Origin of the sequence: Pseudomonas imrae (assembly GCF_046352735.2) — a bacterium.
Lineage (GTDB): Bacteria > Pseudomonadota > Gammaproteobacteria > Pseudomonadales > Pseudomonadaceae > Aquipseudomonas > Aquipseudomonas imrae.
Map to the genome: position 1 here is coordinate 4423809 of NZ_CP110853.2, position 23487 is coordinate 4447295.

Annotated in this window: 22 protein-coding genes and 1 other RNA gene; 7 read left to right on the forward strand and 16 right to left on the reverse strand. The window is 59.2% G+C overall.

What is annotated here, in order from left to right; all coding sequences use genetic code 11:
- Position 1 precedes the first annotated feature (1 nt).
- From OQ460_RS20005 to rsmI, 14 genes are all read right to left on the reverse strand, one after another.
- Positions 2 to 958: a D-alanine--D-alanine ligase gene (locus OQ460_RS20005; protein WP_410019097.1), complete on the reverse strand. Its 957-nt coding sequence runs from the start codon at positions 956 to 958 to the stop codon at positions 2 to 4.
- Positions 955 to 2400, reverse strand: coding sequence for a UDP-N-acetylmuramate--L-alanine ligase (gene murC / locus OQ460_RS20010; RefSeq protein WP_410019098.1), 1446 nt, complete (start codon positions 2398 to 2400; stop codon positions 955 to 957). The genes OQ460_RS20005 and murC overlap by 4 nt, the downstream gene beginning before the upstream one ends.
- Positions 2393 to 3463 carry an undecaprenyldiphospho-muramoylpentapeptide beta-N-acetylglucosaminyltransferase gene (gene murG / locus OQ460_RS20015; RefSeq protein WP_410019099.1) on the reverse strand — a complete coding sequence of 357 codons (1071 nt, stop codon included), beginning with the start codon at positions 3461 to 3463 and terminating at the stop codon, positions 2393 to 2395. Before murG ends, murC begins: the two co-directional genes overlap by 8 nt.
- Positions 3453 to 4676 (reverse strand): putative lipid II flippase FtsW, encoded by a 1224-nt coding sequence (gene ftsW / locus OQ460_RS20020; RefSeq protein WP_410019100.1) that lies wholly within the window; start codon positions 4674 to 4676, stop codon positions 3453 to 3455. Before ftsW ends, murG begins: the two co-directional genes overlap by 11 nt.
- Positions 4673 to 6019, reverse strand: coding sequence for a UDP-N-acetylmuramoyl-L-alanine--D-glutamate ligase (gene murD, locus OQ460_RS20025; RefSeq protein WP_410019101.1), 1347 nt, complete (start codon positions 6017 to 6019; stop codon positions 4673 to 4675). Before murD ends, ftsW begins: the two co-directional genes overlap by 4 nt.
- 6 nt (positions 6020 to 6025) lie before the next feature.
- Positions 6026 to 7108 carry a phospho-N-acetylmuramoyl-pentapeptide-transferase gene (gene mraY / locus OQ460_RS20030; protein ID WP_410019102.1) on the reverse strand — a complete coding sequence of 361 codons (1083 nt, stop codon included), beginning with the start codon at positions 7106 to 7108 and terminating at the stop codon, positions 6026 to 6028.
- A complete protein-coding gene (locus OQ460_RS20035) occupies positions 7108 to 8478 on the reverse strand; it encodes a UDP-N-acetylmuramoyl-tripeptide--D-alanyl-D-alanine ligase (protein WP_410019103.1) in 1371 nt (456 codons plus the stop codon). The genes mraY and OQ460_RS20035 overlap by 1 nt, the downstream gene beginning before the upstream one ends.
- Positions 8471 to 9934 carry a UDP-N-acetylmuramoyl-L-alanyl-D-glutamate--2,6-diaminopimelate ligase gene (locus tag OQ460_RS20040; protein ID WP_410019104.1) on the reverse strand — a complete coding sequence of 488 codons (1464 nt, stop codon included), beginning with the start codon at positions 9932 to 9934 and terminating at the stop codon, positions 8471 to 8473. The genes OQ460_RS20035 and OQ460_RS20040 overlap by 8 nt, the downstream gene beginning before the upstream one ends.
- Entirely contained in the window at positions 9934 to 11676 is a 1743-nt protein-coding gene (locus OQ460_RS20045; protein ID WP_410022063.1) for a peptidoglycan D,D-transpeptidase FtsI family protein, read from the reverse strand. Before OQ460_RS20045 ends, OQ460_RS20040 begins: the two co-directional genes overlap by 1 nt.
- Positions 11676 to 11969, reverse strand: coding sequence for a cell division protein FtsL (ftsL, locus tag OQ460_RS20050; RefSeq protein ID WP_410019105.1), 294 nt, complete (start codon positions 11967 to 11969; stop codon positions 11676 to 11678). Before ftsL ends, OQ460_RS20045 begins: the two co-directional genes overlap by 1 nt.
- Complete coding sequence (rsmH, locus tag OQ460_RS20055) at positions 11966 to 12913, reverse strand: 16S rRNA (cytosine(1402)-N(4))-methyltransferase RsmH (RefSeq protein ID WP_410019106.1); 948 nt, start codon at positions 12911 to 12913, stop codon at positions 11966 to 11968. Before rsmH ends, ftsL begins: the two co-directional genes overlap by 4 nt.
- On the reverse strand, positions 12910 to 13365 hold the full coding sequence (mraZ, locus tag OQ460_RS20060) for a division/cell wall cluster transcriptional repressor MraZ (protein WP_410019107.1): 456 nt from the start codon (positions 13363 to 13365) through the stop codon (positions 12910 to 12912). The genes rsmH and mraZ overlap by 4 nt, the downstream gene beginning before the upstream one ends.
- 355 nt (positions 13366 to 13720) lie before the next feature.
- An RNA gene (rnpB, locus tag OQ460_RS20065) (RNase P RNA component class A) lies at positions 13721 to 14074 on the reverse strand.
- Positions 14075 to 14168: 94 nt separating this feature from the next.
- Positions 14169 to 15074, reverse strand: coding sequence for a 16S rRNA (cytidine(1402)-2'-O)-methyltransferase (gene rsmI, locus OQ460_RS20070; RefSeq protein ID WP_410019108.1), 906 nt, complete (start codon positions 15072 to 15074; stop codon positions 14169 to 14171).
- Between the two features lie 186 nt (positions 15075 to 15260).
- Here rsmI and OQ460_RS20075 point away from each other — a divergent pair, with 186 nt between their 5' ends.
- The 4 genes from OQ460_RS20075 to OQ460_RS20090 all read left to right on the forward strand — a co-directional run bounded on the left by OQ460_RS20075 (position 15261) and on the right by OQ460_RS20090 (position 18719).
- Positions 15261 to 17072, forward strand: a complete 1812-nt coding sequence (locus tag OQ460_RS20075) for a penicillin-binding protein activator (protein WP_410019109.1) — start codon at positions 15261 to 15263, stop codon at positions 17070 to 17072.
- The gene (locus tag OQ460_RS20080) at positions 17072 to 17443 is read left to right on the forward strand and encodes a YraN family protein (protein ID WP_410019110.1); all 372 of its coding nucleotides are present in this window, start codon (positions 17072 to 17074) and stop codon (positions 17441 to 17443) included. The genes OQ460_RS20075 and OQ460_RS20080 overlap by 1 nt, the downstream gene beginning before the upstream one ends.
- A 104-nt stretch (positions 17444 to 17547) precedes the next feature.
- Positions 17548 to 18141, forward strand: coding sequence for a phosphoheptose isomerase (locus tag OQ460_RS20085; protein ID WP_007904374.1), 594 nt, complete (start codon positions 17548 to 17550; stop codon positions 18139 to 18141).
- Positions 18138 to 18719: a BON domain-containing protein gene (locus tag OQ460_RS20090; protein ID WP_410019111.1), complete on the forward strand. Its 582-nt coding sequence runs from the start codon at positions 18138 to 18140 to the stop codon at positions 18717 to 18719. The genes OQ460_RS20085 and OQ460_RS20090 overlap by 4 nt, the downstream gene beginning before the upstream one ends.
- Before the next feature lie 62 nt (positions 18720 to 18781).
- On the opposite strand, the gene OQ460_RS20095 is transcribed toward OQ460_RS20090, so the two are convergent.
- Entirely contained in the window at positions 18782 to 19546 is a 765-nt protein-coding gene (locus OQ460_RS20095; protein ID WP_410019112.1) for an OmpA family protein, read from the reverse strand.
- A 211-nt stretch (positions 19547 to 19757) separates the two neighbouring features.
- Positions 19758 to 20402, reverse strand: a complete 645-nt coding sequence (locus OQ460_RS20100) for an MBL fold metallo-hydrolase (protein ID WP_410019113.1) — start codon at positions 20400 to 20402, stop codon at positions 19758 to 19760.
- Positions 20403 to 20606: 204 nt separating this feature from the next.
- On the opposite strand from OQ460_RS20100, the gene OQ460_RS20105 reads away from it, so the two are divergent.
- From OQ460_RS20105 to OQ460_RS20115, 3 genes are read left to right on the forward strand one after another with little or no spacing between them, the layout of a single operon-like run.
- Complete coding sequence (locus OQ460_RS20105; protein WP_410019114.1) at positions 20607 to 21203, forward strand: paraquat-inducible protein A; 597 nt, start codon at positions 20607 to 20609, stop codon at positions 21201 to 21203.
- Positions 21200 to 21844 (forward strand): paraquat-inducible protein A, encoded by a 645-nt coding sequence (locus tag OQ460_RS20110; RefSeq protein ID WP_410019115.1) that lies wholly within the window; start codon positions 21200 to 21202, stop codon positions 21842 to 21844. The genes OQ460_RS20105 and OQ460_RS20110 overlap by 4 nt, the downstream gene beginning before the upstream one ends.
- Positions 21825 to 23480: an intermembrane transport protein PqiB gene (locus OQ460_RS20115; protein ID WP_410019116.1), complete on the forward strand. Its 1656-nt coding sequence runs from the start codon at positions 21825 to 21827 to the stop codon at positions 23478 to 23480. The genes OQ460_RS20110 and OQ460_RS20115 overlap by 20 nt, the downstream gene beginning before the upstream one ends.
- Positions 23481 to 23487 lie beyond the last annotated feature (7 nt).

A 23487-nucleotide genomic window follows, 5' to 3' on the forward strand; every position in this document is an offset into this window, starting at 1 on the left:
GTTAACCCCGCGCCTCAATGCTTGCAGCCAGGATGGCCAGCACCAACTGCTGGAAATCCAGTCCGGCTGCGCGTGCAGCCATCGGTACCAAACTGTGGTCGGTCATGCCCGGAGCAGTGTTGACTTCAAGGAACCAGAAGTTGCCCTGGTCATCCTGCATCACGTCTGCCCGTGCCCAACCGGCAATACCCAGTGCCTCACAGGCCTTCGCCGTGAGGTCCATCAATTCCTGCTCTTTGGTTGCGTCAAGGCCGCATGGGATCCGGTACTGGGTATCGGAGGCCAGGTACTTGGCGTCGTAGTCATAAAACGTGTGGGGGGTGCCCAGCGCGATAGGCGGCAATACCTGGCCACGAAGGGTTGCGATGGTGAATTCGGGACCGGCGATCCACTGTTCCACCAACACTTGCGAATCGTAGGTACTTGCCGCTTTCCATGCGTCGATCAATTCGGCGGCCGAGTTCACTTTAGCCATGCCGATACTGGAGCCTTCATGGGCAGGTTTGACGATCAAAGGCAGGCCCAGTTCCTTGGCTGCGGAAATACAATCGTCTTCACTGCACAGAACGCTGTGGCGCGGGGTCGGAATACCCAGGCTGTGCCATACCTGCTTGGTGCGCAACTTGTCCATGGCCAGCGCCGAGGCGAGGATGCCGCTACCGGTGTAAGGAATGCCGGCGCACTCCAGCAAGCCCTGCATGCTGCCGTCTTCACCACCACGGCCGTGCAGGATAACGAAGGCACGGTCGATCTTCTCGGTCTGCAAGCGCGCCAGGAAGTCGTCGCCCACATCGATGCCAAACGCATCCACACCCGCACTTTGCAGGGCTTGGAGCACCGCATTGCCAGACTTCAGTGACACTTCGCGCTCGGCGCTCTTGCCGCCGAACAACACAGCGACGCGGCCAAACTCAGCGGGCTTGATGGTGGAGACCAGAGAGCCATAGTCATTGCTCATTTCGACTTTCCCTGTGCAGTAGCGAATAACGGGCTTGCCAACAGTTTCGGAGCAAGGCCACCGATATCACCGGCGCCCTGGCAAAGCAGGATGTCGCCTGCCCGCAGCAACGGCTTGACGATGGGCGCCAGGTCGACGCCGCGCTCGATGTAGATCGGGTCCAATTGACCGCGCTGGCGAATGCTGTTGCACAGCTTGCGGCTGTCGGCGCCGGGGATCGGTTCTTCACCGGCCGGGTAGACTTCCATCAGCAGCAATACGTTGGCGTCAGCCAGTACATTGACAAAATCGTCGTATAGATCGCGGGTACGGCTGTAGCGGTGCGGCTGGTAGACCATCACCAGGCGACGCTCCGGCCAGCCACCGCGCACGGCCTTGATCACGGCAGCGACTTCGGTGGGGTGGTGACCATAGTCGTCCACCAACATCACGTCGCCACCTTCGACCGGCAATTGCCCATAGACCTGGAAGCGCCGTCCCACACCGGCAAAGCCCGACAGGCCTTCGACAATGGCTTCATCGCTGACGCCTTCGTCGGTAGCGATGCAGATAGTCGCCAGGGAGTTGAGCACGTTGTGGTTGCCGGGCATGTTCACCGACACATCCAGCGGTTCGCGATCAGGGCGCAGCACGGTGAAGAACGTCTGCATGCCTTTCTGGCGCACATTGATCGCACGCACGTCGGCATCTTCGCTGAAGCCGTAGGTCACGGCTGGACGCTTGACCTGTGGCAGGATTTCACGCACTACCGGGTCGTCCAGGCACACTACCGCCAATCCGTAGAACGGCAGGTTGTGCAGGAATTCGACGAAGGTTTTCTTCAACTTGTTGAAGTCGCCGTCGTAAGTCGCCATGTGGTCGGCGTCGATGTTGGTAACCACGGCCACCAGCGGCTGCAAGTGCAGGAAGCTGGCGTCGCTTTCATCGGCTTCGGCGATCAGGTAACGGCTGGTCCCCAGTTGTGCATTGGTGCCTGCTGCATTCAGCCGGCCGCCAATCACGAACGTCGGGTCCAGGCCACCGGCCGCGAACACCGAGGCGATCAGGCTTGTGGTGGTGGTTTTGCCGTGGGTACCGGCGACGGCGATGCCATGGCGGTAGCGCATCAGCTCAGCGAGCATCTCAGCGCGTGGCACAACAGGAATACGGCGCTCCAGCGCGGTGGCGACTTCCGGGTTGGAGGTGTTCACGGCACTGGAAACCACCAGCACATCGGCTTGGGCGGCGTTCTCGGCACGGTGGCCGATAAAGATCTGCGCACCGAAGGACTCCAGGCGCTCAGTGACCGCCGAGGTCTTCAGGTCGGAACCGGAAACCTGATAACCCAGGTTCAACAGCACCTCTGCAATCCCGCACATCCCCACACCGCCGATCCCGACGAAGTGGATACGACGGATACGGCGCATTTCCGGTTGCGGCATGGCTTTTTGATTCTCAACCATGGGCCACCTCCAGGCAGATATCGACCACGTTACGGGTGGCATCGGGTTTGGCCAGGCGGCTTGCGGTGCTCGCCATGCTATTGAGTCGTTCCGGTTGCATCAAAACCTCTGTCAGGCGTGCGGCCAAATCGGCGGCGCCAGTCGTTCTTTGCGGCAGCAGGAAGGCAGCGCCCTCCCCGGCCAAATATTCGGCGTTGCGGGTCTGGTGATCGTCGATGGCGTGGGGCAAAGGCACCAGCAAGGACGGCAGGCCGGCTGCAGCCAATTCACTGACGGTCAACGCACCTGCGCGACAGACCACCAGGTCGGCCCAGCCATAGGCTTGGGCCATGTCTTTGATGAAAGGCTGTACGTTGGCCTCGACACCGGCATCGCGATAGCGATTGGCGGTCACTTCATCGTGGTTCTTGCCCGCCTGATGGAAGATCTCGGGGCGCAGTTCCAGGGGCAGTTGCGACACGGCTTCAGGCAGCAGCTTGTTCAGCGGTTCGGCGCCCAGGCTTCCACCCAGGATCAGCAGATGCGCCTTGCGCCCGGCCAGGACCTGGCGCGCGATATCCATGAACAACTCGGTACGCACCGGATTGCCGGTAGTACGGCGTTTGTCCATAGCCGCAAAAGTATTCGGGAACGCCTCGCAGACCCGCGCCGCCAATGGCGCCAACAAGCGGTTGGCAGTCCCGGCGACGGCGTTCTGTTCGTGGACAATCACCGGTACACCGCACAACCGAGCGGCGACACCGCCCGGACCGGTCACATAGCCGCCAAATCCCAGCACGCAAACCGGCTTCAATTCAGCGATCACCTTGCGCGCTTGCCATACCGCATTGAGCAGCACGAACGGCGCCTTCAGCAGGGCCAGTTTGCTCTTGCCGCGCAGGCCGCTGACGTTGATCAAATGCAGCGGCAAGCCGGCATTCGGCACCAGCTCATTCTCAATGCCGCGCGGCGTGCCGAGCCAATGCACCGTGTAGCCACGGGCCTGGAACTCACGGGCGCAAGCCAGCGCCGGGAACACATGGCCACCGGTGCCGCCCGCCATGATCAGCACGTTAGCGCCCATGGGTCGGCTCCTCGGCAAAGTCGCTTTCGCTGAATTCCATCTCTTCGCTGCCCAGATGGGTTCGACTCTCCCACTCGATACGCAGCAGCAAGCCAAGGCAGGCACAGCAAATCACCAGGGAACTACCGCCATAACTGAGAAACGGCAAGGTCAGGCCTTTGGTCGGCAGCAGGCCGACGTTAACGCCGATGTTGATCAGGAACTGGCCGATCCACAGGAAAGCCAGCCCATACGCCACATAAGCCGCGAAGAACTGCTTGGCCTTCTCGGCCCACAAACCGATATACATGGCCCGCACGCAGACGAACACGAACAGGCCGACGGTGACCAGAGAACCGACCACGCCCAACTCTTCGGCCAGCACCGAGAACACAAAGTCGGTATGTGCTTCAGGCAGGTAGAACTGCTTCTGCACGCTATTGCCCAAGCCGACGCCGAGCCACTCGCCGCGACCAAAGGCGATCAACGCCTGGGTCAGTTGATAGCCGGAACCGAACTGGTCGGCCCAGGGATCGGTAAAGGTGATCAGTCGCGCCATTCGATAGGGTTGCGCCTGCACCAGAATCGTCACTGCCGCCACCGCCAGCCCGACCATCAAGGCAAAGCGGAACAGACCCACACCACCGAGGAACAGCATCGCCGCGGCTGCCCCCATCATCACCACGGTGGCGCCGAAATCCGGCTCCATCAGTAACAGGCCAGCCATGGGCAACAACACGATGAATGGTTTGAAGAAGCCCATCCAGCTCTCGCGTACTTCTTTCTGGCGACGTACCAGGTAACCCGCCAGGTAGATCACTACAAACACCTTGGCGATTTCCGACGGCTGTACGTTGAAAGCCCCAAAGCCAATCCAGCGCATCGAACCATTCACTTCACGGCCAATGCCGGGAATGATCACCATCACCAGCAAGCCGAAGGCACCGAGCAGCATCAACCAACCCAGGCGCTGCCAGGTGGCAATCGGGACCATCATCGTGACAATGCAGGCGCCCAGACCGATCACCAGGTAAATCAGGTGCCGGATCATATGGTAAAGGGTGTTGCCCGACTGCACGGCAGCCACTTCCGAGGAAGCCGAGGTGATCATCACCAGGCCCAGGCCCAACAACGCCAGGCAACCGGCAAGCATCGGGAAGTCAAGGTCGATCCCGCGCCCGGTAATGATTGGCGACGGGTAAGGCTTGATGATGTTCTTGAGGTCGAGGCTCATGCCAGGTCCTCCACGGCACGGGCGAACAGCTGGCCGCGCTCTTCGTAGTTCTTGAACATGTCGAAACTGGCGCAGGCTGGCGACAGCAGCACCGCGTCACCCGGCTGGGCCAGGGCTTGGCAGTGGGCGATAGCGTCGTCCAAAGAGGTAGCACGCACCTGTGTCACGGCGTTACCCAGGGCAGCGGCGATCAAGTCCGAATCCCGCCCCATCAGCACCACGGCACGGCAATGATCAGCCACTGGACCTTTAAGGTCCTTGAAGTCGGCACCTTTGCCATCACCGCCAGCAATCAACACCAGCTTGCCTTCGATGTCGGCACCAAGGCCTTCGATAGCCGCCAATGCCGCGCCGACGTTAGTCGCCTTGGAGTCGTTGTAGTAGCTGACGCCATCGAGGTCACGAACCCACTGGCAGCGATGCTCCAGGCCGCCAAAGGAGCGCAGGCTCGACAACATGGCATCGAACGGCAAGCCAACCGCATGCCCCAACGCCAGGGCCGCCAGGGCATTGGACTGGTTGTGGGCCCCGCGAACTTTCAGCTCACGTACGGGCATCAGTGTCTGGAATTCGAAGGCCAGGTATTTCTCGCCGTTCTCTTCGCGGATACCAAACGCCTTGAAATCGGGTTTGCCCAAGCCGAAGGTCCAGTACGGCAGGCCTTCGCCCATCAGCGGACGACTCAGGGCGTCCTGACGATTGACCACCACTTGCCGCGCACCACGGAAGATCCGGTGCTTGGCCAGGTGATAGGCTGGCAGGCCACTGTAGCGGTCCATATGGTCTTCGCTGACGTTCAATACGGTGGCTACTTCAGCATTGAGCTGGTCGGTGGTTTCCAGCTGGAAGCTCGACAGCTCCATCACGTACAACTCGATGTCGTCGCTGAGCAGATCCAGGGCAGGAGTGCCGAGGTTGCCGCCCACCGCCACACGCTTGCCGGCCGCAGCGGCCATTTCGCCAACCAGGGTAGTAACCGTGCTCTTGGCGTTGGAACCGCTGATCGCAACGATGGGAGCTTTCGCGTTACGTGCAAACAACTCGATATCACCGGACAGCTTCACGCCGCGGGACGCTGCCGCTTGCAGGGCAGGAGTCGCCAGCGCCAGGCCTGGGCTCACATAGAGCTCATCGGCACGGCACAGGAATTCGACGTCCAGCTCGCCACAACGCACTTCCACGTGCGGGTAGTCACGGCGCAGCGTGACCAGCTCCGGTGGATTTTCCCGCGTATCGGCGACGGCAAACGACGTGCCCCTGTTCGCCAGGAAGCGAACCAGGGACATGCCGCTCTTGCCGAGGCCGACAACGATGCGGAAGTGGTCAGAAGCGATCAGGGACACTCGTTTCTACCTCAGTTTCAGGGTGGCAAGGCCAACCAGTACGAGAATCACGGTGATGATCCAGAAACGGACGATCACACGTGGCTCAGGCCAGCCCTTGAGTTCAAAGTGGTGGTGAATCGGTGCCATGCGGAACACCCGGCGTCCGGTCAACTTGAAGGAGGCGACCTGGATCACCACTGACAGGGTTTCCATCACGAACACACCGCCCATGATGAACAGGACAATTTCCTGGCGCACGATCACCGCAATCGTGCCGAGCGCGGCGCCCAGCGCCAGAGCGCCTACATCGCCCATGAAAACCTGGGCCGGATAAGTGTTGAACCACAGGAAGCCCAGGCCTGCACCGATCAGCGCACCGCAGAATACGATCAGCTCACCCGCTCCCGGCACATACGGAATCAACAGGTACTCGGCAAACTTCACGTTGCCCGACAGGTAGCAGAAAATACCTAGCGCACCACCGACCATCACGGTTGGCATGATGGCCAGACCGTCGAGGCCATCAGTCAGGTTGACCGCGTTGCTGGAGCCGACGATCACAAAGTAGGTCAAGACTACAAAACCAACACCCAGCGGGATGCTGGCATCCTTGAGCATCGGCAGGATCAGGGTGGTTTCCACGGCGCTTGGCGCAGTCATGTAGAGGAAGATTGCCGCGCCCAGGCCGAATACCGACTGCCAGAAGTACTTCCAGCGGCTTGGCAGCCCCCTCGAGTTCTTCTCGATCACCTTGCGGTAGTCGTCAACCCAGCCAATGGCACCGAACAACAGGGTCACCAGCAACACCACCCAGACGTAGCGGTTGCTCAGGTCAGCCCAGAGCAAAGTGCTGATACCGATGGACGACAGGATTAACGCACCGCCCATGGTTGGCGTCCCGGACTTGGACAGGTGCGACTGCGGGCCATCATTGCGCACGGATTGACCGATCTGCAGGCTCTGCAGGGTGCGGATCATCCATGGCCCCAGGAACAGCGACAAAGACAGCGCAGTCAGCACACCCAGAATCCCGCGCAGGGTCAGGTACTGAAAGACCGCGAAGCCTTTGTGGAACTGTTGCAGATACTCAGCCAGCAGCAGCAGCATTAATGTTTCTCCGTACTTGAGCCACACAAGGCCGCGACGACGTTTTCCATCACCGCGCTGCGCGATCCCTTGATCAAAATGGTTGTGTGTTGGTCTTGTTCAGCCGCAATCAGCGCTTTGATCAGCTCGGCCTGGCTGGCGAAGTGCTGCGCGCCAGCGCCGAAGGCTTTGGCGGCGTGAAACATGTTCGGACCGACGGCGTAAAGGGCATCGACCTTGTCAATGGCATAGGCACCGACTTCGCGGTGAGCCTGCTCAGCCCAATCGCCCAGCTCGGCGATATCGCCGAGGACCAGCACCTTGCGCCCGTCAAAACCCTTGAGCAGATCGACGGCGGCACAGACCGAGGCCTGGTTGGCGTTGTAAGTGTCATCAATAACGCGCATGCCATTGGTGGACAGCTGAGCCGCGGTGCGCCCCTTGACCGGCTGCACCGCGCCCAGGCCGGTGGCAATACCGAATAGCGACACGCCCAGGACATGGGCGGCGGCGGCGGCGGCCAGGGCGTTGGCGACGTTGTGGTTGCCCAGCAGGTTCAGTTGCACCTGCTCGTCACCTTGTGGGGTGTGCAGGATGAAGGCCGGGCAGCCACGGGCATCCATGGTGATATGGGAGGCATGAAAATCAGCCGCCGTGTTCTGCACCGCAAAGCTCAATACTTTGCGTCCGGCAGCACGTACACGCCAGGTTTCAAAGGCTTTGTCGTCGAGGTTCAGTACGGCGGTACCGGAAGAATCCAGGCCTTCCAGGATTTCGCCCTTGGCCTGGACGATCTTCTCAGGCCCACCAAACTCGCCAACGTGAGCAGCACCCGCATTGGTGATAATGGCAACGTGCGGCCGGGTCATGGCCACGGTGTAGGCAATTTCGCCAACACGCGATGCGCCCAACTCGATCACGGCCGCGGTATGTTCCGGGGCTAGTTCGAGCAGGGTCAGCGGAGCGCCGAAATCGTTATTCAGGTTGCCACGGGTGGCCAGTACCGGCCCGCGCGTACGCAGGATGCCCGCCAGCAGCTCCTTGACGGTGGTCTTGCCGCTGGAGCCAGTGATGGCTGCAACCGGATTGGCGAACGCGGCGCGGTTCAGCGCGCCCAATTGGCCAAGGGCCAGACGGGTGTCAGCCACCAGTAACTGCGGCAGTGTCGAGTCGGCAACTTCACGCTGCACCAAGGCACCGAACGCGCCTTTAGCGGCGACCTCATTCAAATAGTCGTGCCCATCGAAACGCGGACCGGCCAGGGCGACAAACAGTTGCCCCGGCTTGATATTGCGACTGTCGATACTGACGCCGTCGAAACTGCAATCACTCGACACCACACGGGCCGACAAGGCCTGGGTCAGTTCGCTGAATTTCATCGCGTCAAGCATGGGCAACCTCCCACGCGGTCAAGGCATGATCGGCCTCCACCAGATCAGAGAAAGCATGACGCTCACCGTTGATTTCCTGGTAGTCCTCGTGGCCTTTGCCAGCCAGCACCACCACATCATCAACACCGGCGCTGGCGATCAATTGGGCAATGGCTGCACCGCGACCGGCGACGAACGTCACTTGCGATGCGTCTTTAAAGCCTGCGCGAATATCATCGAAAATCTGGCTCGGCGCTTCGCTGCGCGGATTGTCATCGGTGACCAATACACGGTCTGCCAATCGCTCGACGATTTCGGCCATCAACGGGCGCTTGCCACGGTCACGATCACCACCACAACCGAAGAGGCACAACAACTCGCCCTTGACGTGAGGACGCAGTGCCTGCAGAACCTTTTCCAGCGCATCCGGGGTGTGAGCGTAATCGACCACTACCAACGGCTGAGTCCCGCCGCCGAGACGCTGCATGCGACCGACAGGACCTTCAAGCTTGGGCAGTACACGCAGGATTTCGTCCAGGGCGTAATCCAGGCCAAGCAAGGCACCGATGGCCGCGAGCACGTTGCTCAGGTTGAAGCGCCCGAGCAAGGTGCTGCGCAAATGATGTTCGCCCTGCGGCGTCACAAGCGTAGCGCGCACGCCCTCGTCATCGAACTGGGCCTGTCGGCAATACAGGTAGGCGCTGGCGTCTTCCAGGCTGTAGCTGATCAGGCGCGCTTCGCTTTTTTCAGCCGCCAGTTGGCGACCGAACTCATCGTCCAGGTTCACCACCCGGCACTTCAGGTCATTCCAGCCAAACAGTTTGGCCTTGGCAGCGGCGTAAGCTTCCATGGAACCGTGATAGTCCAGATGATCGCGCGACAGGTTGGTCATCACTGCCACGTCGAACGCCAAGGCAGTCACACGCCCCTGGTCCAGGCCATGGGACGACACTTCCATGGCCACAGCCTTGGCACCGGCCTTTTTCAGGTCAGCCAGGGTCGCCTGGACCGCAATCGGGTTAGGCGTAGTGTGCAGGCCGCTTTGCAGCGCACCATAAAAACCGGTGCCCAGTGTACCGACGATGCCGCAGTGCTGCCCCAGCAGGTCAAGAGCCTGGGCCACCAGTTGAGTAACGCTGGTCTTGCCATTGGTGCCGGTAACGCCGATCAGGTTGAGCTGGCGGCTGGGATCACCGTAAAAACGCCCTGCGATATCCGACAATTGCGCCGCCAGGCCCTTGACCGGGATCAACGGCACATCAGTGATCGGCAGTACAGTCGCGCCCTCCACTTCATAGGCCACTGCCGCCGCACCGCGCTGCAAGGCGTCGGCAATGTGCGCACGACCGTCGAGCTTGCCGCCCGGTACGGCGAGGAACAGATCACCGGCACGCACACTACGACTATCCAGGCTCAGCTCGCGAATCAGCAGGTCGCGACCAGCGTGGGCGAAAATCTTGTTCAGGCTAAGAGACATCAGCCGCGCCCTCCATTGGCTTTTGCGACAGCTACCGGCGGCCCAGCGGTCGCTTGCTGGGTAGGCGGCAGATCGTCGGGAATGACGTTCATCAGGCGCAGAGTGCCGGACATCACTTTGCTGAACACTGGTGCCGACACCAGGCCACCGAAGTAACCCGCCTTGCTCGGCTCATCGATGACCACGACGATGGCGTAACGCGGATCGCTCATAGGGCCGAAACCAGCGAACAACGAACGGTAGGAATTTTCTGCATAGCCCTTGGTGCCCACCGAGGTTTTACGTGCAGTACCGGATTTGCCTGCCACGTGATACGCCGGCACCTTGGCGCGGAATACACCGCGCGGTGCTTCGATCACTTGTTGCAACATGGTCTGCATGGTCTTGGCGACGTTTTCCGGAATGACCTGTTCGGACTTCGGTGCTTCGTCGAGATGGATCAGGCTCAGCGGCGTCATCCGGCCATTGTTGGCCAATACCGAAAAGGCATGGGCCAATTGGATGGCAGTCACCGACAGGCCGTAGCCGTAAGACAAGGTCGCGGTTTCAGCTTTGCGCCATTCGCGGTAGTTCGGGAGGTTGCCGACGCGCTCGCCCGGAAAGTTCAGGCCCGTGGGCTGGCCCAGACCGATTTTTTGCGCCAGCTGGTAAATGGACTCGCCGCCTATATCGAAGGCCACCTTGCTCATGCCGACGTTACTGGAATTGATCAGGATACCGGCCAAGTCCAGCACAGGACCTTCACCGCGAGACACATCACGAATCGTATATTTGCCTATCTGCATGGTGTACGGGTAAACCTCGACCTTGTCGGCAGGTTTCCAGCGCCCGCTTTCCAGAGCGGCGCTCATTGAGATGGCTTTCATCGTCGAACCCGGCTCGAACACATCGATCATGGCGCGGTTACGCATCATCGCCGGCTGCAGGTTACGACGATTATTCGGGTTATAGGTTGGCTGGTTGACCATGGCCAGAATCTCGCCGGTCTTCACATCCATGATCACCAGGCTGCCAGCCTTGGCGCCGTTTTCGATGATGGCGTTGCGCAGCTCACGATTGGCCAGGTATTGCAGACGCAAGTCAATCGACAACGCCAAGGGCTTGCCGGCCTTGGCGTTTTTGGTGACCTGCACATCCTTGATCAATCTGCCGCGCCGATCCTTGATCACCTGCCGCTTGCCGGGAACACCGGCCAGCCATTCATCATAGGCAAGCTCTACGCCTTCACGACCGCGATCATCGATATCAGTAAAACCAACCATATGGGCTGTAGTTTCGCCCGCGGGATAAAAGCGCCGAAATTCCTCGATGCCATAGACACCAGGGATTTTCAGGTCAAGTACCCGCTGGCCTTGCTCGGGAGTCAGACCACGCACTAGGTAGATGAATTCTTTACTGGCTTGGGCCTGCAGACGCTCCTTCAAGGCCTTCGGGTCCTGATCAAGAGCTATCGCCAGCTCTGACCACTTGTCCTTGGAGACTTGCAGTTCCTTGGGATTGGCCCACAAGGTCGTTACTGGCGTACTGACGGCCAGCGGCTCGCCATTACGGTCGGTTATCAGGCCGCGATGTGCAGGAATCGGAATATGGCGAAGGCTGCGAGCGTCGCCCTGGCCGATCAGGAAGTCTCGATCAACGACTTGCAGGTCGATAATGCGCCAGATAATCGCACCCACCATCAATGCCAGCAGCCCCAGCACCAGCCGGAAACGCCACGGGTAAAGTGCGCCTTCAAGCTTCATCATGGCGCCACCATTCGAACTTCTGCAGCGCCCGGAATACGCATCTTCAGTTGCTCGGCGGCCAACACCTCGATACGGCTGTGAGCCGTCCAGGTGCTTTGCTCGAGAATCAACCGACCCCATTCTGCTTGCGCCTTGTCGCGCACGCTCAATTCCCCGTACAGGGTATTAAGCAATTGACGGTTCCAGTGGGCGCTGTAGGACACCGCAATCGCGGACACCAACACGCCGACAAACAACAGCAACATAAAGAAGCTGCCGCCCGGGAGGGGCTTGGCAAAGAGCCTGCTCAACGCAGCTTCTCCGCGACGCGCATGACGGCGCTACGGGAGCGTGGGTTGGCCTTGAGTTCGGCTTCGGAAGCGAACTGCGCTTTGCCATGGATTTTGATTTTCGGCACAAAAGCTTCGAAACGTACCGGCAGGTTGCGTGGCAGGTTGTCGGACTCGCCCTTGACCAAGCGACGCATGAACAATTTGACGATACGGTCTTCCAGGGAATGGAAGCTGATCACCACCAGGCGACCGCCCACTTCCAGGGCCTCCAGGGCGGCTTCGAGGCCAGCCTCCAGATCACCGAGTTCGTTATTCACATAAATGCGCAGGCCCTGGAATGCACGGGTGGCCGGGTTTTTGCCCTTTTCCCACGCCGGGTTGGCGACTTTCAATACTTCAGCAAGGTCGGCAGTGCGTTCAAACGGCTGGATTTCCCGGCGCTCGACCACGGCACGCGCCATGCGTCCAGCGAAACGCTCTTCACCGTACTCCTTGAATACGCGGGCGATTTCCTCCACTGGAGCGGTGGCAATGAACTGCGCAGCGCTGATGCCACGAGAGGGATCCATGCGCATATCGAGCGGGCCATCGTTCATGAAACTGAAGCCGCGCTCCGGGTCATCGAGCTGTGGCGAGGACACGCCCAGGTCGAGCAGGATCCCGGCCACCCTGCCCGCCATGCCGCGTTCGGCCACTTCGGCACCCAGCTCGGCAAAGCTGCGCTGCACAACGACAAAGCGGCCGTCTTCGGCCGCTAGCGCTTGCCCGGTGGCAATCGCTTGAGGGTCTTTGTCAAACCCGAGAAGTTTGCCGTCGGACCCGAGCTGACTGAGTATCAACCGGCTGTGCCCGCCCCTGCCGAAGGTCCCGTCCAGATAGCAGCCATCCGCGCGTACGGCGAGAGCCTCGACGGCTTCGTCAAGCAGTACGGTGATGTGGTTAAAGCCGCTATCAATAGTCACAGGATCAAATCACGCAGTTCATCAGGCATGGCGCCCGGTTGTTGAATAGCAGCCAGGTCAGCTGCAGAAACAGCGTCCCAGGCATCCTCGTCCCACAATTGGAACTTGTTCAATTGGCCCACCAGCATCGCGCGCTTATCCAACTTGGCGTATTCGCGCAAACGTGGCGGAACCAGAAAACGACCACTACCGTCGAGTTCGAGATCGACGGCATTACCAATCAGTAATCGTTGCAGGCGACGGTTTTCTTCACGCAATGAAGGTAAGGCCCGCAACTTGGTTTCAATCAACTCCCACTCATCGAGGGGGTAAACGCACAAACAAGGGTCAACGGCATCGATGGTGATGATTAACTGCCCGGAACTTCGCGAATTGAGCTCGTCACGATACCGGCTCGGCATGGCGAGACGGCCTTTTGCATCGAGACTGATAGCGTTAGCTCCGCGAAACACCGGTGCGTTTCTCCAAATTTTAGCGTTTTACGTTCAAAAAACCCACTTTGTGCCACTTTCCGCCACTTGCGCACACTATAGGAATGCGCCTACCACACCGTCAAGGCGCGGATTAAAGGAAAAGCCTTACAGAACGGAGATTTAGGAGCGCAACACGAGGAGAAACGAGAGTTTGACGATGTTTTTGACTCAACAAACCCAAATAGCTCATAGAGCTAGGGCTTGAACTTAAAGTAATTTATTAAGAGTAAGATTTTTTTGGTATTACGAAGACACATCTGCCATTGATTTGGCAGGGAGGGATTCTTGCGCTACTACCTGGTTTCTGCCCGAGACTCGCACAGAAGGAAATAAGGTGGAGAGTCGATCTATAAGCCGGGTTCTGTCTTGAACAGTCATTCGTCTACGATGGCCATCACTGGACATCTTTAGCAACCTACCCGGTTCCAGCGCGGGCCACGCCTTGGAACCCTATTTGGTCTTGCTCCAAGTGGGGTTTACCTAGCCACGAACTGTTGCCAGTCGTGCGGTGCGCTCTTACCGCACCTTTTCACCCTTACCGGCACCGAAGTGCTTAGGCGGTTATTTTCTGTGGCACTTTCCGTAGGCTCACGCCTCCCAGGCATTACCTGGCACTTCGCCCTATGGAGCCCGGACTTTCCTCCCCCCCCTAATTTTCATAGAGGGCAGCGACTGTCCAATCGACTCTCCGCCGCGAAGGTTAACGGCACCGAGCCCTGAGGACAAGCAATAAAAGACAGCATTGCCATCACCTTCCGACGTAATGCGGACAAAGGTCGGAACTATTCGCCCTTTTGCTTATCCAGGGCCACCTGATACAACACGTTCTTGCGCACACCGGTTATCTCGGCAGCCAACGCGGCAGCCCGCTTGAGAGGCATTTCCTTGAGCAACAAATCCAGGACTCGCATGGCTTCGCTGCCTACCGCATCTTCACTTTCTGGCGCCGTCCAGCCAGCAACCAACACGACGCACTCGCCGCGCTGCTGATTGCTGTCACTCTCGACGAACTCACGCAACTGGGCCAGAGGCAGGCCCTTGAGGGTCTCGAAGGTCTTGGTCAGCTCCCGCGCCAGTAACGCCAAGCGCTCCCCCCCAAACACCAACTCCATATCCTGCAGGCATTCAAGGATGCGATGAGGAGCTTCGTAGAAGATCAGGGTGCGCGGCTCTTCCTTTAACAGCTCGAGCCGTGCACGGCGCCCGACGGCCTTGGCTGGCAGGAAGCCTTCGAAAATGAAGCGGTCCGACGGCAACCCCGCCGCCGACAATGCAGCAATCAGCGCGCACGCACCCGGAACAGGCACTACATTGATACCTGCGGCTCGCGCTTGGCGTACCAAGTGGTACCCCGGGTCGGAGATAAGTGGCGTCCCTGCATCAGAAATCAACGCCACGTCATCACCCGCAAGCAAACGCGTAATAAAACGGCTGCCCTCTTCACGCTCGTTGTGCTCATGGCAGGCGGCTAATGGCGTCGTGATACCGAAATGCTGCAATAACCGCAGGGAATGCCGAGTGTCTTCAGCCGCGATCAATTTAGCTTCGCGCAACACTTTCAACGCCCGCGCACTGATGTCGTCCAGGTTGCCAATGGGCGTCGCCACCACAAAAAGCGAGCCAGCAGTGGAATTCAAAGGACCTGGAGCAGTCAAAGCGCACACCTCAATGATTGGCAAAAGCCACATTGTAGCGCGTAGACATCAAAAAAATGCGTCACCGAAAGCGTGCTCGACCTGTCTGTTTGTCGTTTATCGTGACGCTGCGCAACATTTTCACGATCTAAATAGACGGTTTCACGCCAGTAACATCGCGCCCCGGCCAGTGCTTGGGTACAATTCCACGCTAATTTGATCGGTATCAGGAACACTTACATGATCGCTTGCCTGCGGCTGTTCTCTGCCTTCTGCCTCGCTGCCCTATTGGCGGCTTGCGCCAGCTCGCCCTCGTCAAGCCTTGGCGAACTCCCACGGACCCCGGATGCCAGCATCGAGCAACTGCTCGAACAGGCGAGTTCGGCCAAGACCCCGGAACAAGCTGCACTGCTACGCCTGAGCGCGGCAGACATGGCATTCCACCAGAACAATCCCGGACGCTCCGCGCAGATCCTGGCACAAGTGCCATTGGGCGGCCTCAAGCCTGCTGCCCAAGTATTTGCCAGCACCCTGGCAGCAGAACTGTCCATGACGCGCAACCAACCCAAGGCGGCGTTGACAGCACTGAACCATCCAAGCCTGCAAAACCTTGGGCAGTTGCCGCCGGAACAACAGGTTCGCACCGGGACTGTACATGCCCGCGCCTATGAAGCCGATGGCCAGACCCTGGCTGCCGCTCGCGAGCGTGTCGCCCTGGCCCCACTGCTGGCCGGCGAAGCGGCAAGCAGCAATCATGAAGCCATCTGGACCTTGATTGCGGCCTTGCCTGCCGAGCAGTTGCAGGCATCCGGCAATCCGACACTGGATGGCTGGATCAGCCTGGCGCAGGCCATCAAGAGCGCTGGCACCCTGGAACAACAGCAAGCCGCCATCGATACCTGGCGCTCGCAGAACCCTAGCCATCCAGCTGCAGTGCAGTTGCCGATGCCACTGGTCAAGCTCAAGGAGCTTGCCAGCCAGCCCCTGAACAAGATCGCCTTGTTGCTACCTCAGGAAGGCCCGCTTGCCTCCGTCGCCAAGGCGTTGCGTGAAGGGTTCATGGCCGCGCACTACCAGGCTGAACAAGCCGGGCAGAAACCACCGGTCATCGAGTTCTATGACACCTCGCGTCTGACATCCATCGATGACTTCTACAGCAAGGCCCAGGCTGCCGGCGTGCAACTGGTGGTCGGCCCATTGGAAAAACCCCTGGTCAAGCAACTCAGTGCCCGCGCGCAGTTGCCCATCCCTACCCTGGCCCTGAACTACAGCGAAAACGACCAAGGTCCGGCACAACTGTTCCAGTTTGGCCTGGCTGCCGAAGACGAAGCTCGCGAAGCGTCTCGCCGGGCTCGCGCCGACGGCCTGCACCGTGCCGCCGTGATGGTGCCCAAAGGTGAGTGGGGCGATCGGGTGTTCAGGGCCTTCCGCCAGGACTGGGAAGCCAACGGCGGCACCATAATCGGGGTCGAACACGTTGACCAGCCCGTTGCCCTGGCCCAACAGATTGCCGATCTGTTCAAACTGCGCCAAAGCGAAGGTCGCGCCAAGAGCCTGCAAAGCACGGTCGGCACCGACGTCTCGGCACAGCCGTCGCGCAGCCGGGACATCGAGTTCCTCTTCCTCGCGGTAACGCCACAACAGGCCCAGCAGATCAAGCCGACCCTGAACTTCCAGTACGCAGGGGATGTTCCGGTGTATGCCACGTCCCACGTTTTCAGCGCCAGTGGCGACAGGAACCAGTACAACGACATGAACGGTGTCATGTTTTGCGAAACGCCGTGGCTGCTCGACACCACCGATCCATTGCGTAATCAGGTTGCCGCACAGTGGCCGCAAGCCAATGGAAGCCTGGGCCGGCTCTATGCGATGGGCGTCGATGCCTATCGCCTGGTGCCGCGACTGGGTCAGCTCAAGGCACTGCCGGATACACGTATTGATGGCCTTTCCGGCAACCTGGGCATGAGCCCGAGCCAACGAGTCGAACGCCAGATGCCATGGGCGCAGTTCGTCAGCGGCCAGGTTCAACGCCTGCCCGACACTTCGCGCTGATGCCCCAGCGGTCCAGCTCGCAAAGCGGCAAGGATGCCGAACATCAAGCGCTTGAACACCTGCGGCAACAGGGTCTGCGCCTCTTGGCGCAGAACTGGTTGTGTAAACGCGGCGAGCTTGATCTGGTCATGCTTGACGGCGATACAGTAGTATTTGTCGAAGTCCGCTACAGAAAACACGCACAATGGGGTGGTGCGCTCGCCAGTGTCGATGAGCGCAAGCGTCAAAAGTTGATACTCGCCGCGCAGTTTTTCCTGCTCAGTGAACATCGCTGGGCCGACTCTCCCTGCCGTTTCGATGTGGTAGCCATAGAAAGCACCCCGCACGGAACCGCTGACCTGAACTGGTTGCGCAATGCCTTTGACGGCTGAGCAACATCCAGGCCGAATCGTTTTTTTACTGCATATTTTTGCTCTTTGCTTTGCGGGCTGCACATTTCCTGTGCCAAACAGCCGCGCTACTTAAGGTCACACAGATGGACATGCAATCCAGAATTCGCCAGCTTTTCCAGGCCAGTATCGATACCAAGCAACAGGCGATGGACGTACTTGCACCGCACATCGAGCAAGCCAGCCAAGTCATGGTCAACGCCCTGCTCAACGAGGGCAAAATGCTTTCGTGCGGCAACGGTGGGTCAGCCGGCGATGCCCAGCATTTCTCCTCCGAACTGCTCAACCGCTTCGAGCGCGAGCGGCCGAGCTTGCCGGCTATCGCCCTGACCACAGACTCTTCGACGATTACCTCGATCGCCAACGACTACAGCTACAACGAAATCTTTTCCAAACAGATTCGCGCCCTCGGCCAACCGGGCGATGTACTGCTGGCGATTTCCACCAGCGGTAACTCGGCGAACATTATTCAAGCGATCCAGGCCGCACATGATCGCGAAATGATTGTCGTAGCATTGACCGGGCGTGATGGCGGCGGCATGGCCTCGCTGCTTTTGCCCGAGGACGTGGAAATTCGCGTCCCGGCCAATGTCACCGCACGTATTCAAGAAGTCCATCTGCTGGCGATCCATTGCCTGTGCGATCTGATCGACAGCCAACTGTTCGGGAGTGAAGAATGACCGTTAACCGCCTCAGCCTTTTGGCCATCACGCTGTGCCTCGGTATCAGCGGCTGCACCTCGGCAATTACCGCGACACGCGATACACCAATCCAGGATGACAGGGGTACACGCACCTTTGGCAGCAAGATTGACGACTCATTGATCGAAACCAAGGTCGGTGTCAATGTTTCCAAAGCTGCTCCCGACCTGGGCAACGGTGCATCGCGCATCGTCGTGACCAGCTTCAACGGTATCGTGCTGCTCGCCGGGCAAACTCCGAACGAGACTCTCAAGTCCCAGGCAGAACAAGCGGCCTCGACCGTTCAACGGGTCAAAAAGGTTCACAACGAATTGCAGGTGATGCAACCCATCACGCTGCTGGCAATCAGCAACGATGCTGTGCTGACCACCAAGATCAAGGCACAAATGCTGGCCGATAGCGCGATTCCCGGCTCACGCATCAAGGTCGTCACCGACAACGGTATCGTTTATCTGATGGGCCTGTTGACTCAACAGGAAGCCACCCGCGCCACCAACCTAGTACAGGGCGTCTCCGGCGTACAGAAGATCGTCAAAGTATTCGAATACATCGACTGATGTAGTCGGCACAAAAAAGGGCGCCGTGCATTGACTGCACGGCGCCTTTTTTTGGCTGTCGCTTATTGATATTGCTGGTACGGATTGCCCTGGAACTCATTGTTCTGCTGAGGTGCTTGTTGCTGGGGCTGGCCATACTGCTGGCCTGGGATCGGGCCAAGGTTAACCTCGACACGACGGTTCTGGGCGCGTCCGTTGACGTCGGCATTGCTGGCGATCGGGTTATCCGGGCCGGCTCCGCGAGCACTCAGGTTGGCCTCGCTGACACCCTGGGACGTCAGATAAGTAGCCACGCTTTGCGCACGACGCTGGGACAGGTCCATGTTGTGCTGGCGGCTGCCGGTACTGTCGGTATAACCGACGATCTGAATGGTGTTCTGGCTGAACTGCTTGAGAGAGCCCGCCAGGTTGTTCAACGGCGTGTAGAAACTGCTGGCAATCGCCGCGGAGTCAGTTGCGAAGGTGATATTGCCCGGCATGATCAATTTGATCTGGTCGCCCTGACGCTGAACTTCAACCCCGGTATTGGCCATGCTTTCACGCAGTTTCTTTTCCTGCTGGTCAGCGTAGTACCCGTAGCCCGCAGCGCCAATACCGGCGACGGCGGCGCCAATCAGCGCACCCTTGCCACGGTTGTCATGGTCGATGGCCGCACCAGCCAATGCGCCGGCCAGTGCACCGAGCCCACCGTATTTGGCGGTTTTGCTCATGCCTTGAGAACCAGTGTTGGCCTGTCCTTGGCTGCCATCGTAAGGATTGGGTGAAGCACAGCCCGACAACAAGGCTACAGCCGTAGCAACAACAAGCAGACGACGTGAAGTGAACATGAAGGAAGCTCCTACTTTTGCATTCTGTGATGCAGAGGACATTGGCAATGGACCTGTGCGGGGTTTTGATCGCGACAAACGGTAAAAATTCCGCGACCACACCTGCACACGCAACAAAAGATGACAACAGAGTGCCTACAGAAACCGTAGCAGATGCGCGCAACCAACCACCTGCCATTTTGCAACAACGCGCTTGCAGACCAACGTCCCGTCAAGCCCGGACAAATGGGTTCTCCCGCATCTCCTCCCCCAGGCGCGTATCCGGGCCATGCCCCGTCACCACGGTAGCCTCCTCATCAAGGGTGTAGAGCCGCTGCTTGATGGACCGCACGATGGTTGCCTGATCGCCGCCCCACAAATCCGTACGCCCCACCCCGCGCCGGAACAGCGTATCCCCGGCAATCAGCAACTTGGCATCGGCAAACCAGAAACTCATGGAACCTGGTGTATGCCCCGGCGTATGCAGCGCCACGCCGCAGCCACAGGCCAGTTCTTCATCATCAGTCAACCAGCGATCCGGCGATGGCACCGGCGTATACGGCACACCAAACATCTGGCACTGCATTTCCAGGTTATCCCAAAGAAACTGATCTTCCTTGTGTAGGTGCAACGTGGCGCCAGTCTTTTCCTTCAACTGCCCGGAGGCCAGGAAATGGTCAAGATGTGCATGAGTATGGATGATGCTGACCACCTTCAGGCCCAGCGCATCGAGTCGCGCCAGGATCAACTCGGGGTTGCCACCGGGATCGACCACGATCGCCTTTTTGCTGATGGGGTCGCCGATGATAGTGCAGTTGCACTGCAACGGGCCGACGGGGAAGGTTTCGCGGATCAAGGTGGGTGTTGCGAAAGTCATGGATGAGCCTGCTTGGGTCGATGGCATAGTGGTTACAGAGTAGGCCCGACTAGCGCAACAACAGACCGGTCAATCGGGATTGGTACATCGCCTGGATTCAGACAGGCGCACAAGCTACCAACTGCTAAGCTTTTCAAGCGCCTTTCACTCAGTTGAAAACGCTCAATGATAGCCCTGAAAACCCTAGTGTTTCGAGTGGAGCCTATGGCGACTGACAAACCGCTGATTATCTGTGAGCACTGCGACTGTGTGTATGAAAAAGTCACGCTCGCCAAACATCAGAAAACCTTCTGCAGTCGTTGTGCCAGTGTACTCCAGCGCTATAACGGGCTGTCGGTGGAGCAGCGTCTGGCGCTGACCGTGACCGCCTCTGTATTGTGGGTTTTTGCCAACTTCTATCCAGTGATGAGCATTAGCCTGCAAGGGCTGAAAAACAGCGCCACGTTATGGGATTCGGTGCTGGCGCTGAGCCTGGGGCCGATTACCTTTATCGCGCTGGTGGCGGCGATCTCGATCATCATCGCACCGGTTTTTCAGTTGCTGTTGCTGATATGGGTACTGAGCTTCGCCATGGCGGGCAGGCGCTCGCCGGCATTCAAGACGTGCATGCGCTGGCTGGAAGCGCTCAGGCCATGGAGCATGCTGGAGGTCTGCCTGCTGGGTGCGATGGTCGCCGTGTTCAAGCTGGCGGGGATGCTTGACGTGCTGCCGGGTATCGGCCTCTTTGCCCTGGCGGCACTCAGCCTGTTATTGATCCGGATCGCCGGGCGTGATGTGCGTGATCTGTGGGACACCTTATGAGCCGGCCTCCGACCGCCAGCGAGCTCAATCTCTGCCTATGCCATGGGTGCGGCCTGCCATGTGACATGCGCGAGGAGCCCGAGCAATGCCCGCGCTGCGGCGCTGCCTTGCATCGGCGCAAGACCAATTCCCTGACACGTACCTGGGCCTATCTGCTCACAGCGCTGGTGCTTTACATACCCGCCAATCTATTGCCGGTGATGAACACCACAATGCTCGGCTCCGGCGCTGACAGCACCATCATGAGCGGCGTGCTGGAATTCTGGCAGCACGGCGCCTGGGATATTGCCCTGATCATTTTCATCGCCAGTATTGCCGTGCCTGGGATCAAGTTTGTCGTACTGAGCCTGCTGCTGGTGACGGTACAGCGCAACAGCCTGTGGGCGCGCAAGGAGCGTTCGAAGCTGTATCGCTTCGTCGAACTGATCGGTTACTGGTCGATGCTTGATGTGATTGTGGTAGCCCTGGTTGCTGCACTAGTGAAGTTTCAGGCCCTGGGTACTATCGAACCACGCCTGGGCATTCTGTTTTTTGGCCTGGTGGTGGTATTCACCATGTTGTCGGCGATGAGTTTCGACCCGCGCCTTATCTGGGAAACCCCACGCATTGAGGAGATCGCCGATGAAGCCGCACAGCACTGACACAGCGCAGCCCCCCGGCCAGGCGCCGATCAAGACCCGACGTTTGAGTGTTTCGCTGGTGTGGATCGTGCCGATCGTCGCGGTGCTGGTAGGTCTATCGCTGGTCGTCCACAGCCTGCTGCAGGAAGGCCCCTCCATTACCATCACCTTCAAGACCGGCAGTGGCTTGACCGCCAACAAAACCGAAGTCAAATACCGCAACGTGGTCATCGGCCAGGTATCCGATGTTGCACTGAGTGATGATCAAAAAAGCGTCAAGGCGACCATCAAGCTCGCCAAGCAGGCAGAGAGCTTCACTCGCGAGGACTCGCAATTCTGGGTCGTACGCCCGCGTATAGGCGCAGGCGGGGTTTCAGGCATCGACACGCTGCTGTCCGGGGATTACATCAGCGCCGACATCGGCCAGTCCAACACACGCGCCAAGCAGTTCAAGGGCCTGGAAACCCCGCCGGCCATTACCTATGGCGAGCCGGGCAAGCGCTTCACTTTGCGCACCCAGGACCTGGGGTCATTGGACATCGGCTCGCCGGTGTACTACCGCAAGATCCCCGTCGGCCAGGTCGTGACCTACGCGCTGGCCGCTGACGGCAAAGGGGTGGACATCGACGTGTTCATCCACGCGCCCAACGATGTCTACGTTACGGAAAACACTCGCTTCTGGAACGCCAGCGGTATCGACATGAGCCTCGGCGCCAATGGTTTCTCGCTCAAGACCGAGTCCTTGTCGACCCTGCTGGTGGGCGGCATTGCCTTTCGCGCACCGGAATACAGCCCCGGTGACAAGCCCGCTGCCGAAGAATATGCCTATGAACTGTTCCCCGACCAGCAAACTGCCCTCGCCCCCCCCAATGGCCAGGCGCAATACCTGAGCCTGCGTTTCGAGCAGGCGTTGCGCGGGCTCAGGGTCGGTGCTCCGGTGGAGTTCCTGGGGATCGAGTTTGGAAAGGTGGTGGCCATCAACCTGGATTTCGATGCAGAAAAACGCAGCTTCCCGGTCAACGTCGGTATCGTGATTTACCCACAACGGCTCGGCCAGGCCCATACCAAGATGCTCAAGGTGCTGAATCATGATCCCAACGATGAAGCCGCGGGCGTCCGGCTGATGGGCACATTCATCGAGAACGGCTTGCGCGCCCAGGCACGCAGCGGCAACTTACTGACTGGTCAGCTCTATATTGCCTTGGACTTCTATCCGAAAGCCGAGAAAGTCACCTTTGATGCAAGTGTTCGGCCCGTCAGCATTCCAACCATTCCTGGCAACCTGGAGCAACTCCAGGAAAAGCTTGAAGGCATCGTCAACAAGATCAGCCAATTGCCGATCGAACGCATCGCTGGCAATCTCGACAGCAATCTCGTCGAGCTGCGCAAGGGTCTTGTCCAATTCAATGCCAAGACCCTGCCTGGCGTGCAAACCACCCTGACAGACGTCAGCAAAACCTTGCAATCGGCCAGTGCAACCCTGGCCGAAGACTCACCGCAACGGGAGCAACTGACCCAGACCCTGGGCGAGCTTGAGCGCATGTCACGCTCCCTGCGTGAACTCTCGGATTACCTGGGACGCCATCCGGAGTCACTGATTCGCGGCCGCCCCGACAATGCTGCCCCACGAGATCTGCAAGGGCCGCCCCGTAACTGACCACAGG

Coding starts and splice junctions, on each gene's coding strand:
- OQ460_RS20005 (WP_410019097.1), bottom strand. CDS start 958: ATGAGCAATGACTATGGCTCTCTGGTCTCCACCATCAAGCCCGCTGAG.
- murC (WP_410019098.1), bottom strand. CDS start 2,400: ATGGTTGAGAATCAAAAAGCCATGCCGCAACCGGAAATGCGCCGTATC.
- murG (WP_410019099.1), bottom strand. CDS start 3,463: ATGGGCGCTAACGTGCTGATCATGGCGGGCGGCACCGGTGGCCATGTG.
- ftsW (WP_410019100.1), bottom strand. CDS start 4,676: ATGAGCCTCGACCTCAAGAACATCATCAAGCCTTACCCGTCGCCAATC.
- mraY (WP_410019102.1), bottom strand. CDS start 7,108: ATGCTGCTGCTGCTGGCTGAGTATCTGCAACAGTTCCACAAAGGCTTC.
- OQ460_RS20035 (WP_410019103.1), bottom strand. CDS start 8,478: ATGCTTGACGCGATGAAATTCAGCGAACTGACCCAGGCCTTGTCGGCC.
- OQ460_RS20040 (WP_410019104.1), bottom strand. CDS start 9,934: ATGTCTCTTAGCCTGAACAAGATTTTCGCCCACGCTGGTCGCGACCTG.
- OQ460_RS20045 (WP_410022063.1), bottom strand. CDS start 11,676: ATGAAGCTTGAAGGCGCACTTTACCCGTGGCGTTTCCGGCTGGTGCTG.
- rsmI (WP_410019108.1), bottom strand. CDS start 15,074: ATGTGGCTTTTGCCAATCATTGAGGTGTGCGCTTTGACTGCTCCAGGT.
- OQ460_RS20075 (WP_410019109.1), top strand. CDS start 15,261: ATGATCGCTTGCCTGCGGCTGTTCTCTGCCTTCTGCCTCGCTGCCCTA.
- OQ460_RS20080 (WP_410019110.1), top strand. CDS start 17,072: ATGCCCCAGCGGTCCAGCTCGCAAAGCGGCAAGGATGCCGAACATCAA.
- OQ460_RS20085 (WP_007904374.1), top strand. CDS start 17,548: ATGGACATGCAATCCAGAATTCGCCAGCTTTTCCAGGCCAGTATCGAT.
- OQ460_RS20090 (WP_410019111.1), top strand. CDS start 18,138: ATGACCGTTAACCGCCTCAGCCTTTTGGCCATCACGCTGTGCCTCGGT.
- OQ460_RS20095 (WP_410019112.1), bottom strand. CDS start 19,546: ATGTTCACTTCACGTCGTCTGCTTGTTGTTGCTACGGCTGTAGCCTTG.
- OQ460_RS20100 (WP_410019113.1), bottom strand. CDS start 20,402: ATGACTTTCGCAACACCCACCTTGATCCGCGAAACCTTCCCCGTCGGC.
- OQ460_RS20105 (WP_410019114.1), top strand. CDS start 20,607: ATGGCGACTGACAAACCGCTGATTATCTGTGAGCACTGCGACTGTGTG.
- OQ460_RS20110 (WP_410019115.1), top strand. CDS start 21,200: ATGAGCCGGCCTCCGACCGCCAGCGAGCTCAATCTCTGCCTATGCCAT.
- OQ460_RS20115 (WP_410019116.1), top strand. CDS start 21,825: ATGAAGCCGCACAGCACTGACACAGCGCAGCCCCCCGGCCAGGCGCCG.